Source organism: Allocoleopsis sp. (assembly GCF_036703385.1).
Lineage (GTDB): Bacteria > Cyanobacteriota > Cyanobacteriia > Cyanobacteriales > Coleofasciculaceae > Allocoleopsis.
The window spans coordinates 1-13,926 of sequence record NZ_DATNPA010000717.1; the positions used below are offsets into that span (position 1 = coordinate 1).

General features: G+C 44.2%; 7 protein-coding genes and 1 pseudogene. 3 read left to right on the top strand and 5 right to left on the bottom strand.

Going from position 1 to position 13,926, the window contains the following annotated elements:
- Window positions 1-110: YciI family protein (locus V6C93_RS33825; protein ID WP_333481086.1), on the top strand; the 110-nt coding region annotated here is incomplete at its 5' end.
- A gap of 94 nt (window positions 111-204) precedes the next feature.
- Here the strand turns inward: V6C93_RS33825 and V6C93_RS33830 are convergent.
- Window positions 205-551 (bottom strand): annotated as a pseudogene (locus tag V6C93_RS33830) (transposase); the annotation flags it as partial.
- A 449-nt stretch (window positions 552-1,000) separates the two neighbouring features.
- Here V6C93_RS33830 and V6C93_RS33835 point away from each other — a divergent pair.
- Entirely contained in the window at window positions 1,001-3,589 is a 2,589-nt protein-coding gene (locus tag V6C93_RS33835; protein ID WP_333481080.1) for a serine/threonine-protein kinase, read from the top strand.
- Between the two features lie 1,139 nt (window positions 3,590-4,728).
- Window positions 4,729-9,303 carry a PAS domain S-box protein gene (locus tag V6C93_RS33840; protein ID WP_333481081.1) on the top strand — a complete coding sequence of 1,525 codons (4,575 nt, stop codon included), beginning with the start codon at window positions 4,729-4,731 and terminating at the stop codon, window positions 9,301-9,303.
- Window positions 9,304-9,489: 186 nt separating this feature from the next.
- Here the strand turns inward: V6C93_RS33840 and V6C93_RS33845 are convergent, their stop codons facing one another.
- The 4 genes from V6C93_RS33845 to V6C93_RS33860 all read right to left on the bottom strand — a co-directional run.
- Window positions 9,490-11,568 carry a PAS domain S-box protein gene (locus V6C93_RS33845; protein ID WP_333481082.1) on the bottom strand — a complete coding sequence of 693 codons (2,079 nt, stop codon included), beginning with the start codon at window positions 11,566-11,568 and terminating at the stop codon, window positions 9,490-9,492.
- 187 nt (window positions 11,569-11,755) lie between these two features.
- Window positions 11,756-12,151 carry a response regulator gene (locus V6C93_RS33850; RefSeq protein WP_333481083.1) on the bottom strand — a complete coding sequence of 132 codons (396 nt, stop codon included), beginning with the start codon at window positions 12,149-12,151 and terminating at the stop codon, window positions 11,756-11,758.
- 8 nt (window positions 12,152-12,159) lie between these two features.
- Window positions 12,160-13,683 carry a hybrid sensor histidine kinase/response regulator gene (locus V6C93_RS33855; protein WP_333481084.1) on the bottom strand — a complete coding sequence of 508 codons (1,524 nt, stop codon included), beginning with the start codon at window positions 13,681-13,683 and terminating at the stop codon, window positions 12,160-12,162.
- 59 nt (window positions 13,684-13,742) lie between these two features.
- Window positions 13,743-13,926 (bottom strand): hypothetical protein (locus tag V6C93_RS33860; RefSeq protein ID WP_333481085.1); only part of this gene is annotated, 184 nt, incomplete at its 5' end.

Genomic DNA, 13,926 nt, shown 5'->3' on the forward strand with positions numbered 1-13,926 from the left:
ATGAAGCAGAAGATGAAGCAACAGTGCGCCAATTAATTGAATCTGACCCCTATTGGCAAAACGAAATTTGGACTGACTACGACATCAAGGAGTGGATTCAAGCTTTTTGAAGGGGTTTTAGTAGAGACAATCCACTCTTTACTGTTGACCCTTGTCCGTAAATTTTTCATTTTTTTTAAGCCAAAAAGAACCTTTTTTACTCAGTAAAGATAGTTGACGTTCTCCCAGGATTTTTCCCACCGCTAAGGCAAACATCGAGTCGTGGCGTAACTGCTCATGGTCGTTTAAATCTTCATACCCCTGTACCAATCCGTAAACTCTTTGTGCTACTAAACTTTCGACTGAATGCTCCACACGATTTAGATGTCTGTAATCTTGAAAACAGGCTGCCAACCGAGATGTGATTTTCAGTTTTTGGTCTAAATTCGCAATTAGTGTTAGCCCCGCATCTGATGTTACCGTCCCCCCTTAAAATTCACGACTACTTGACGAGATTTTACCCGTTTAATTTTGAACTGTTCTGCGATACAATCTGTTGATGCTGAGGTCATATTTTTAAACTGCTGCAATGCTTATCCAATCTATATTTGGCAGTTTTTGACCCCCCTTTTTTACGGGGTTTGTGAGAAATCCGGGCTGGAGTGATTCATTAAGACTTGATGATTGTTTCGGGTTAAATTCTGTATTTTCAGTAACCATAATATCCTGAATATTACACTAGGAACTATCAATCAAAAAAATATTTTTATAGATTGATTATGGAAGAAAAGCTGAAATTGATTCATAGTTCAATATCGACAATATAGGTTGGTTTTATTGGTATTGATAAATTTCTATCATAAGAGTCTAATAATTCCTAGAAAAAAATAAAAAAATCAATTCTTTAATCTGTGATTTTCACTATACTCAAAGAACTAACCCTGCCCGCTCAGCCTTGACGATTGCTCAAGGTCAGCCAAACTTAGAAGAGTATCAATTGTAGTGAGTTAGCCGTATAAAAATGCCGAGCGATCGCAAGTGGCAATTCTGGAAACCTAACCCAACTCGTCCTCAAACGCTGCGGACAAAGCATCAGACCAAGACCGGGACTTCAACGTCGGCAGAGTTTGAACGCTGGTTTAAGACAACTGGGTTGGGTCACCTGTTGGTTGGGGTGTGGGCACTTGCGGGCGCGATCGCAACGGCTCACAATGGCAGTCTGGTGCAATTAATAGAACGGCAAGCTCAGACGCTGTTCTTCCAAATACGAGGCCCGGTCAAAGCGCCAAACAATATTGTAATCTTGGCGATCGATGATGACTCCATGACTCAATGGAAGAAGTCGTATCAGGTCGATCCTAAAAGTGCAACTGACTTGGAGGCGATCAAAAATTGGCCTTGGAAACGAGAAGCTTATGCTGTTGCGATCAATCGACTCATGGCGGCTGGAGCAAAGACTGTATCGTTAGATATCGTGTTGGATCTCCCCAGTAGTTACGGTGAGGCGGACGATTCAGCATTACAACGGGTACTGCAACGGTATGCAGGTCGAGTTACCCTAGCCGCCAGTTACGAAGAGGATGAAACTCGACCCGGTGATTCTACTAAACTCATCCAGCCGGGTTCTTTCCTGGAAACGAACCCCACTTCTGTTGGCTCAATTAACTATTTTATTGAGCCGAATGGTAGGATTTATCGCCATGCTAAGGAGTTTCCTAAACTTTTAGCACAACAATATTCAGACCCCGAACGGGCTAAAGCCTTTGCCGAGCTTGTTGCTACAGTTCCCTCTTTTGATGAGGCAACCTTGCAAGCGGCCAAGCTGAAGTACCCTCAACCCAAAGGCAACAATATTTTCTTCTACGGCCCCCACAATACCTTTGAGGTCATTCCATTTTGGAATGTACTCGATTCCAGTAACTGGAATAGTTATCTCCAACAAGGCAAGTATTTCAAAGACAAGATTGTCCTCATTGGGCCAACCGCAACTTTATTACAAGACTTTCACCCGACCCCTTTTTCTGAAAGCTTGTTGTATCCCCAACTGATGAGTGGAGTGGAACTCCATGCCAATGCGATCGCTACCTTACTACAGGGACGCTCTATTGCGGAAGCCATGCCCAATCCTAACCAACGGGCGCTTTTTGTCTTCATCGGAGTTGTCGGGGCAGGATTTTTAATTACCAGAATCAAGCACTTGCCGATTCGCATCGGATTGGCAGCAGCGGCAGTGTTGACCTGGGGAGGAATTAGCTACGCCCTGTTCGTTTATAGTCGCGTCATTTTGCCCACAACTGTTCCAGTCGTTGCGCTTGCACTCTCGACCCTCTCTTACGGTACCGTTGGCTCGATTCGGGACTATTTCACCAAACGCAACCTCCGACGTACCATCAAGCGTTACTCCTCCTCACCCATCATTCGGGAAATTATTTCTCAGGAGGATGAATTCCAGGGGCTGCTGGATGAGAGGGAACTGGAATTGATGGAAACTAAGCTGGGTGGGCGCTACAAAATCGTCAAACGGCTCAGTGCGGGAGGATTTGGCGAGACTTATATTGCAGAAGACACCCAACGACCCGGTAACCCTCAGTGTGTTGTCAAGGTACTCAGACCTGCTAGCAATAACCCCAAAATGTGGGAACTTGCAAGACGATTATTTATCCAGGAAGCAGAAATTTTAGAAAAATTGGGCAAACACGACCAAATTCCTCAACTTCTCGCTCATTTTGAAGAAGGCGAATTTTATTTAGTTCAAGAATTTGTTGTTGGTCGTCCTCTAACCAATGAACTGCCAATACTTGTCCCTCTTGCTGAAGCTAAGGTCATTGAAATTTTGCGAGAGCTGTTATTAGTTTTGGAGTTTATTCACTCTCATGGTGTAATTCACCGAGATATTAAACCCGACAATATTATTAGGCGCAAATCTGATGGCAAACTCGTGCTGATAGATTTTGGGGCTGTTAAAGAACTCAGTACACAATTAATAGAAGGCGAACAGCGAACTGAATTAACAGTAGGAATTGGGACGAAAGGTTATATGCCTAACGAACAAGCGGCGGGCAATCCCAAATACAACAGTGATCTTTATGCCCTTGGTATGATTGCGATTCAAGCCTTGACTGTTACCCATCCGGCTCACTTGCCATCCAGTCCTGCAACTGGAGAAGTGATTTGGGAGGATAAAGCAACAGTTAGCCCTAAATTGGCAGCCATTATCAGGAAAATGATCCGTTACAATTTCCGCGATCGCTATCAGTCTGCCACAGAGGCATTAAAAGCGCTAGAACCCTTGAGTGCAGCGTTACCTCCAGATTTATCTAATACTTCTGGAGTCAAGGATAAGCCTCTGACTAGCTCATCGTCTTTGCAGAATAGACCTGATTCAACCAGCCTATGGTCGGATGCTTCTACACCCCAAGATTCCCAAGATTCAACCAGCCTATGGTCGGATGCTTCTACACCCCAAGACTCCCATGATTCAACTAGTCTATGGTCGGATGCTTCTACACCCCAAGACTCCCAGGATTCAACCAGCCTATGGTCGGATGCTTCTACACCCCAAGACTCCCAAGATTCGACAATGCCTAAAAAAGGTACGCCTGAAGAATGAAATTCATTCCGTAGAAAATACGGACATTAGTTTACAAAGCTCCTTTGGCGCATTGAACTCTTATATGAAGTTGTGTTCGTACATAAGAAAGGATGTACGAGCCGGATTTGCTATTAACTGACATTTTACTGTCGATGACAGTTATCACCTAACTCAACGATCATCATCACCCACTCTGAACACCTTCGATCACCTGTGGCTTACTAGAAATCGGAGATATTCAACATACCAACAATTGACCCATAGTTCAGCTGCTTTTGGAGGATTTGAGGAGTTGGCGATGCTTGAAAAGATATTGTTATCCATCACGATCACGTTTTCCCTCTACCTGACTGCTCAATCAAGTGAGTTCAGTACAACTTCTATCTTTTCAATAGTGCAGCAGTCAGCCATCACACAGCCAACTGTGAATCAATGGCGATAATAAACCTAGTTGTAATTCAATCGTTTCAATTGTCAGCCGTCAGCAGACCTATACAAACAATAACATTCCCTAACAATTATTGATAGCCCAGAAGGATAGTACTTAATAAATAGATTAATCATTATAATAGTTTATTACGAAATGTCATCTCTCTTTAGAAAGAAGATTTTCAAAATAATACTTAAGAGAGTAAGGAAAAGCATTTCCATAGACCAGTGTAAACAGTTACACTCAAAGCAGGGTTCAAAGTGTGCTGTATTTTCTCTAATCACTGTAAATACCAGGAAGGTAAGCCAGAGGAGGCTATGGGACTTAAAAACTCTTGTAGCTGGTTAGAGAAGGTAGCAATTCCCTAGGGGATAGCCTCCATGCTTTCGTACTTCGTTTACGAAAGCTAGCGCTAACGTGCCACTGGGATGCTATCGCGTTCCGCTTCGCTAAGGCGTAACGATTTTCCTTCCAGTAAACCCAGACAAACAACTGAATAACCATTGAAGAGGGATGTTTTAGGGGTCGCCTACTATGACTGTCTCCTAACTAAGAGAGTCAAACTTGACGGAGCTTCATGCAAAAGATTTGCTCTGTTTAATACTTGTCAAGAAGGCTGATGAAGCTCTTCGGTAAGTTAAAGCCCACAGGATACCTGAGCGGTTCTGATGAGCAATGAACCTCAGTCGTATCCTCGGCCATCTACCTAGTTTGAAAAACTCATCCTATGAAATCAGTTCTTAAGCCAACGCTCAACCGTGATGCTTTCAAAGTTCTCCTGGTTGAAGACAACCTAGCTGAGGCGGAACTGCTCCAAGAGTTACTGCTAGAAGCTCACAGAGAAAGGGTTTCTTTGACCCATGTTAGGAATGTTACCGAAGCGACAGAGGATTTTAAGCAACAACAAGTTGATGTTATTTTATTAAATCTGTTACTTCCCGATCGCAAAGAGCTAGACACTCTCACCCGAATTCAAGAGTATATCGGTCAGCTCAACAACGGTTCTTGTCCTGCCATTATCGTCCTCATAGGAGACGATGAGGAAGAACTCGCCCTTGAGTTAATTCGTGCCGGGGCGCAGGATTGTTTGGTAAAAGAACAAGTTGAGAGCGAGTATTTGATTCGCTCCCTGCGTTATGCGATCGCAAGGCAAGACGCGTTCACATCTATGGCACATCAGCAAACGCGAGAAGCTCTGCTCACAAGTCAACAAAAACATACTTGTATTCTCCCTCATCTCACCGAAGTTAGTTCTCACACCCAAGTCGAACAGACAGAACAAGACAGTGTGGATAATAGCGAAGCGGTAGCGAACTCGCGAGCATCAGCAGCTGTTTTAGCCCTAGAGCATCAGGACTTTAACACACAGGAACGTAGCTCAGCCCGGTGGGAAACACTAGTATCCAACGAGCAACGCTTCTTCACGCTCTCCCTCGATCTATTGTGTATGGCGAGTTTTGATGGCTATTTCAAGCGCTTGAATCCTGCTTGGGAAACCACCCTCGGCTACACGAGATCCGAACTTCTAAATAGACCCTTTCTTGAATTTTTTCATCCAGAAGACCGAGAAGCCACTCAACGCGAAGTGGAAACGCTGAAGAATTGTAGCACTCCCAGCACCAAATTTGAGAACCGTTTTATCTGTAAAGATGGTTCTTATCGGTGGTTGTCGTGGACAGCTGTGTCCTTTTGTGATGAGGAATTGATCTACGCCGTTGCCCGCGACATCACAGAGCGCAAGCACTCAGACGAAGCCTTACGCCTCAGTGAGGAAAGATTCCGAACATTAGTCAGCAACATTCCTGGTTCCGTCTATCGCTGCAAGTTTGATGCGGATTGGACGATGGAATTTCTCAGCCCAGAAATTGAGCAAATTAGTGGTTATCCGGCGTCAGATTTTCTTGCTAATCAAAAGCGAAGCTTTGCCAGTCTGATGCATCCCGACGATGTTCGCGGGGTCGAACGTAAAGTTCGGGAGGCTTTAGCCGCCGACAAACCATTCTGTTTGGAATATCGCATTTTTCACGCGGATGGCAGTATTCGATGGCTTTATGAGCAGGGTCGGGGTATGTTTACGGCGGATGGAGAAGTCCTCTGTTTGGATGGCGTAACCTTTGACATCACAGAGCGCAAACGCTCAGAAGCAGCCTTGCGCCTCAGCCAAGAGCGATTACAGTTGGCGTTAGAAGGCAGCGAATTGGGGTTATGGGATTGGAATATTAGTACTGGACAAACCTATCTCGACCCGCAGTGGACGAGAAGGTTAGGGTATGAAGTAGGCGAGATTGAGCAGGATTCCCCATCTTGGGAGCGACTGTTACATGCAGAGGATCGACCCAAGGTGATGGAAGCCTTGAAGGCTTATCTAGCCGGTCGCACCTCTATCATCCAAGTGGAATTTCGGATGCGCTCAAAATCTGGCAAGTGGCAGTGGATTTTGGGACGTGGCAAGGTTTTCGAGTGGGATGAATTTGGCAAGCCCGTCCGGATGACGGGAACTCATAAGGATATTACTGAACGCAAAACCCTGCAAAGAGAACTCGCCTTGCGGGAAGCTCGCTTAAACGCCTTTTTTACCTCCTCTCCCATCGGTCTTTGCATTTTGGACCATCAGTTACAGTTTGTGCAAATCAACGAACCTTTGGCACAAATTAATGGACTATCGGTACACGACCATATGGGCAAGACCCTGTCTGAAGTCTTGCCGAACATGTCTCCCGTCTTAGAACCTATCTACCAGCAGGTTCTGACCACTGGAAAGCCGATAATCAACCTGGAAGTGAGCGGTGAAACACAAAGCTCACCGGGTATTGTGCGTCACTGGATGACTTCTTACTTTCCCATTCCAGCGGAAGAGGGTCAACCCTCTGGTGTAGGAGCCGTTGTTGTGGAAATTAGCGCTGTCTACGAAGAACTTCGCTTACGCAAGCAGGCAGAAGAAGAGCTTCACCGCACCCAACGATTTCTCAACTCCCTACTGGAAAATCTACCCGTGGGCGTGTTTGCCAAAGATGCTCAGGAGTTACGTTTTGTCTTCTGGAACAAAACGCTTGCAGAACTGATGGGGTACTCCACTGATGAGGCTATTGGCAAGAATGACTATGACTTGTTCTCACAAGAACATGCTAATTTCTCTACGGCTCAAGACCGAGAAGCATTCTCAACTGGAAGGCTGATTGATAACTCCGCAAAACTTATTCCGACCCATCGCGGAGAACGAATCTTTCATATCAAAAAGATTCCCATTTTTGATGAGGTTGGCAGACCCCAGTATATCTTGGGCATTGCGGACGATATTACTGAACACCAGCAAGCGATCAATCGCTTACGACTCTTAGAACGAGCGATCGCAGCATCAAGCAACGGTATTGTGATTACCGATGCTACTGTACCCGACCACCCGCTTGTTTATCTCAATCTCGGATTTGAGCGGATAACAGGTTACCAAAGAGAGGAAGTGCTGGGCAAAAACTGCCGATTTTTGCAAGGGACGGATCGCGATCAACCGGCTCTTGCCCAACTGCGTGCGGCGCTGCAAGAAGACCAAGAATGTCGTGTGGTATTACGGAACTACCGAAAAGACGGCACTCTATTTTGGAATGAATTCTCTATCTCCCCCGTGCGAGATGCCGCTGGGAACTTGACTCACTATATTGGCGTTCACAGAGACATCACAGAACTCAAACAGGCACAAACAGCCCTAGAGCAGCAAGTGCTACGGGAGCGACTGGTGGGAGCAATGCGATCGCGCATTCGCCGCACGCTCAACCTTCAGGAAGTCCTCACTACTGCTGTGGAGGAAGTGCGCAAGTTTCTCCAAACGGACCGAACCGTGATTTACCGCTTTTACCCCGATTGGAGTGGAGTAATCGCCGTCGAGTCCGTTGGCGAGGATTGGACGCCCCTTTTTGGACTAGATATTCAAGATAGTTGCTTTGGCGAAACCTATGTCTGTCAATACCAACAAGGTCGCATTCGAGCGATCGAGGATATTCATAAAGCAGGTTTGACGCCGTGTCATCTGGCTCTACTGAGCCAGTTGGAGATTAAAGCCAACCTCGTGGTTCCCCTGTTGCAAGGAGAAACCTTATGGGGGCTGTTGATTGCTCATCATTGTTGTAGTGCTAGGCAGTGGAACTCCTTTGAGATTGAGTGCCTCAGACAACTGAGTGTGCAACTTGCGATCGCTATTCAACAATCAACCCTCTTTGAACAAGCCCAAACAGAAATCGCCGAACGTAAGCGGGTGGAAGAGAGTTTGCGGCGCTCTGAGGCGCGAGAGCGAACAAGAGCCAAGCAACTCTCCAAAGCCTTACATGACCTTAAAAACGCCCAAACCCAACTGGTGCAAACTGAAAAAATGGCGAGTTTGGGTCAACTGGTTGCCGGTGTCGCCCACGAAATCAACAATCCCACGAGCTTTATTTACTGTAACGTTGCTCCAGCGCTGAGCTATACCTATGACCTGCTCAATCTGATTTCCCTCTACGAGCAGCACTATCCAACGCCCTCTGCTGAAATCCAAAACGAGATGGAAGCGATCGACCTCAACTTTATCAAAGAAGACTTCCCCAAATTACTGCGTTCAATGGAAGAAGGCGCTTCTCGCATCCAGGAGATTGTCTTATCTCTGCGAAACTTCTCTCATCTGGATGAAGCCGAACAGAAGAAAGTTGACCTTCATCAGGGAATCAATAACACGTTGATGATTTTACAAAACCGCCTCAGAGAACAATCCACCAGAGCAGCCATCCAGGTTATTCGAGAATTTGGTAAGCTCCCCTTAATGGATTGTTATCCTAGTGAACTGAATCAGGTATTTATGAATATCTTGAATAATGCCATTGATGCTCTTGAACGCAAGATGAAAGAGGATTCTTCCCTAACGCCTCAAATTCGGATTTGTACAGAAGTGGTGAGAGTTTGTACAGGGGGTAGAGACTGGAGACTCACAGAACAAAGTCAAATCAGCGATCGAACTCTCTCCCAAAGCGCCCCATCTTCTCCTCTCTCCATCTCCCCATCTCCCCAGTCTTCCCAATTCCCTATCCCCACTTGCCAATTTCCCATTTCCTGCACAGAAAAGGTACTCATTCGCATTACTGACAATGGTGCTGGCATTCCGCCCAATGTTAAACCGCGTATATTTGACCCATTTTTTACCACCAAACCCGTTGGTAAAGGCACAGGTTTAGGGTTGTCAATTTCTCAGGCCATTGTGGTGAAAAAGCATAAAGGGGAATTATACTGTCACTCACAGTATAGGCAAGGAACAGAGTTTGTAATTGAGTTACCCCTTTAACAAAAATTTGATGTTTTGATAGAGGCTGAGATATTTTTAATATCTATAAAATGATGAATCAGAAATTATCGAAAAGCTACTGAACACAGAGTTCACAGATTAGAGGAGAGAAAAAGAGAAAAAAGGGATTTATTGATGAGGATTGAGTCTCACATTGTACTCGCATCTTGGCTTCTCTGCTTGCGATTAACAACGCTCCAGATAGATTTGAGCCACTATATCCTTTGGATTAAGGCTCAAGACTTCTTCAAAGCGTTGTGCTGCTTGCGTCGTTGACTGCTGGTGGTAGAGAAACAATCCTTCTTCAAAGATTGTCTTCGTGGCTAACTTGCCATCTTTAACTTGAGGCTCATCCTCATCAAACACTTCAAAAACAGCCACAGCTTTTGACTTTCCTTTAACTTTAACTTTATCGATGAAGCGAATACTATATTCCATTGGGTTTTGCAAACGAGCCAAAGTGTAGTGAGTGATTAACAACGGCACCTGATATTCTTTCGTTAGGCTTTCCAGACGGGCGGCTAAATTGACGGCATCACTCACTACCGTGCCATCCATACGGTGTTTTCCCCCGACTGTTCCTAGCATCAATGAACCTGTATTAATGCCAATGCCGATTTTGATGGACACATATCCAAAATTAGCACGATTTCGATTATATTCAGCCAACTGTTGCAGCATGGCAAGACCAGCTTTGAGAGCATCATCTGCACTCCCACTAAACAGTGCCATAATCGCATCACCGATGTATTTATCAATAAAGCCCTGATTTTCGATCAGTGCTGGTTCCATGCGACAAAGATAGGCATTGATAAATTTAAAATTATCCTCCGGTGTCATGCTTTCCGATAAGGTAGTGAAGTTGCGAATATCGGAAAATAGCACCGACATTTCTCTCTGCACTTGGTCTCCCAATCGAACATCAACGATGCTCTTTTTGTCTAACAACTGGAGGAATTGACGGGGGACAAAGCGTGAAAACGCTTCGTTGAGTTGATAAAGTTCATTCGTAAATTTCGTTCGTTCAGCTTCAGCTTTTTTCCGAGCCGTAATATCTTCAATAAATCCCTGATAGTAGCACACTACTCCATCTGCATTGCAAACAGTGCGGGCACTCTCACTAATCCAGATGATTCTGCCATCTTTACGATAGACTCTTGATTCAAAATCCGAGACTTCACCGTAGTTTTGCATTAAGGTCAAAAACTCAGTACGGTTGTGGGGTTCGACATACAATTGTTCTGGAATGTTGGTAATTGTTGCCATCAATTCTTCCGGTGAGTCGTACCCGTAAATTTGAGCTAAGGCGCGATTGGCACTGATATAACGTCCGTCGGGGGTACTCTGAAAGATACCTTCCAGCGCATTTTCAAAGATGGAACGATACTTCTGTTCAGCTTGGAGTAGTGCCTCTTGTGCTAGTTTACGATCGCTAATATCTCGACCCTCTACAATCAGATACTCAACCTTACCGTTAGCATCAAAAATTGGCTTAATGGAAAAGTCAATGGTAGCCGTGCGATCGCTTTCCCCTAAAACATCAACTTCATAACGGATAAATTGACCTTGAATCGCTTGAGTAATGGCAGCTTGCAATTGAGTTTGAGTGATAGGTGAGATGGCCCACCACTGGCATTTCCAAAAGGGTTTTCCCACCACATCAGATAGCTGCAATCCCCCAAAATCGAGTGCCGTTTGGTTCGCTTCTAAAAGAATGCCCTCCGTGTTCAGCATTCCTGTGAATTGAAAGGTTTGATTAAAAATTGCCCGAAACTTGCGATCGCTCTCATCGAGTTTAGCAATCAGTGCTGATTGTTCAATGTTTAATTGCTGAAGTTTAGCGTTTTTTAACGTTATTTTTTTATCTTGAATATAGCTATGGATAGCTTCTGTAACTGTCAATTTGAGGTCTTCCGGCTGCCAAGGCTTGGCAATGTAACGATATAATTTGGCATAGTTGATTGCATTCGTTACGGCTTCTAGGTCGGCTTGCCCTGTTAGCATGATTTTGAGAGTTTTAGGGGAAAGCTGATGAACACGTTTTAACAGCTCATCTCCCTTCATATCAGGCATAATATAGTCGGAAATAACTAAGGGGACTTCATCTCCTTTTTCTAGCAATTCTTCAACTAACTCTAAAGCTTCATCCCCCCCTTCAGCAATTTCGATAAAGTAATCATTTCCAACTGCTTTTTTTAGCTCGGTTTTGAGGCTTCTGAGTACAGTTGTCTCATCATCAACACAGATAAGTACTTGTTTACTCATAATTGGTTTTTAATTCTTGGTTGTTGGTTATTTGTATAAACTATTACATAAATTCCGGGGGTTGACATATAACGTATCCGTTGTTGCCTATAGAGCAGTTACCTGCTCTTGTGAAGCATAAATAAATTCAGAGCAAGGAGAACATGCTCTTCCAAATAACCAACAACCCCTGACCGCATCGGGTCAGTCATAGTTTTGCCAAAGCTGATTGGATGGTTGCCACTAATTCTTCTTGAGACCAAGGTTTATGTAAGCAGCAATAGAGGTTGGCTTCAAGGCGAGCTCGTTCAATGGCTGCTTCATCAGCTTGACCGATTAGCAGGATTTTAATAATGTTAGGGAATTGCTGATGGACTTTTATGAGAAATTCATCCCCCCTCATACCAGGCATTAACCAATCCGAGACAATGATAATGATGAGCATTGCTGCCTTATTGAGTTCCTCGATTAACTCTAGTGCTTCATCAGCATCTTGAGCTACTTCATAAGAGTAGGCATCTCTAAATGCTCTTCTGAGTTGTCTCTTGAGAGTCTCCAATACCATTTTTTCATCATCAACACACAAAATAATAAGTTTGCTCATTGTCTATCCTAATTGTTCAGTTTTATCGGATTTCTGCTATTATTTATAGGTAGTAAAACGGTGAATGTAGTTTGACCCTGGCTGGATTTAAATTGAATTAACCCATGATGTTTTTCAATAATTTTCTTGGCAATATCTAATCCTAATCCACTGCCCTCCCCTGGAGACTTAGTGGTAAAGAATGGCTCAAATATTTTGGGTTTAATTTCTTCGGATATCCCCGCACCAGTATCAGTAATACTAATATAAGCCTGCTGTTCTTTCTGCATCACCTCAATAGTTAAAGTTCCTCGATAATCCATCGCTTGTAAGGCATTATGGATGAGATTTGTCCAAACCTGATTGAGTTCGTCAGGATAACATAGCACTGGGGGTAATTCTGCATAGTTTTTCTTCACCTCTATCCCTTGTTTGAGTTGGTTTTGATAGAGGGTTAAGACAGTGTCAATCCCTTCAGTCAGGTTAGCTGGCATCATTTCACCTGACTGGTCGTAGCGAGCATACGTTTTCAAAGCAAACACCACTTTAGAGGCACGGTCGATGGCTGTGTTAATCGTAGCCGTGCCTTTTTGAATGCCTGAAAGGTTATAAGCTATTTCTAAGATGTGTGAACCATCCGGTCGTTTTAACAGCGGTAAAAAGAGGTCAATTTCGTCATAAATTTTCATGTCAACTAAAGCATCAGCAAGGATATCAGCATTTTCAATCTCTTCGGCTTCCAGTTGGCTAGTTAAGGCTCTCTTTGCTCGGCGCTCTTCTTTGGTCGATAAGGTTAATTGGGTTTGGAGTGACCGTTGCAGTAACGCTAAGAAATCCTGCGCTTGCTCTAGGGAGAGGGATTGAAACAGAACGGGTAACTGCTCTAGCGTTTGATTCAAAGATTCAGAAATATTCCCAACTGAAGAGCGAATGGCTCCTAAAGGTGTATTAATTTCATGGGCAATGCCTGCAATGAGTTGTCCCAAGGCTGCCATTTTTTCTTTTTGAATCAGTTCTTCTTGAGTAGCTTTTAGTTGTTGCAGGGTATTTTCCAGTTCGCCATTGGTTTGGGCTAATTCCCTATTTTTATCTTGCAGTTGTTGCAGGGTATTTTCTAGTTTTTCATTAGTTTGGGCTAATTCCTCATTTTTCTGGAGGAGACTTTTTTGCAGATGTTGCAATGCCAAATGGGTTTCCACCCTCGCCAAAACTTCTTCCACTTGAAAGGGTTTGGTGATGTAATCTACCCCACCAACTCCAAAAGCTTTTACTTTATCTAGCACTTCACTCAAGGCACTGATAAAGATAACCGGGATGTGGCAAGTCGTTGGAAAAGCTTTTAGCTGAGAGCAGACTTCATAGCCATTCATATTCGGCATTTGAATGTCCAGTAAAATCAGATCGGGGGGTTCTGCTAATGCCCCGACAAGTGCTGATTGACTATCAATTGCGGGTCGAACGGTGTACCCGTTTTCCGCCAGCGTTCCGACTAAAAAGCGTACATTAGCTGGGGTATCATCAACGACTAAAATAGTTCCTTTTGACTCGCTCATTATTATTTTTTTAACATAGATAATTAGGTTGGTAGTTGCCCTTTAGAGCTAAAGCTCAACTACGAACGAAGGGTTTCTTTGGCTTGCTCAATTAAAGAAGCTATCTTGGGATACTCAAAACCCTCAGCTAAAATCGTCAAGGCATCGGCTAAAGGGGCATTAAGGGTATGGATTTCATGAATTAGGCTGTCAATCTGATTCATCTTGGAACGGATTGCCGCCTCTTCTAAATGAGTGAGTAAA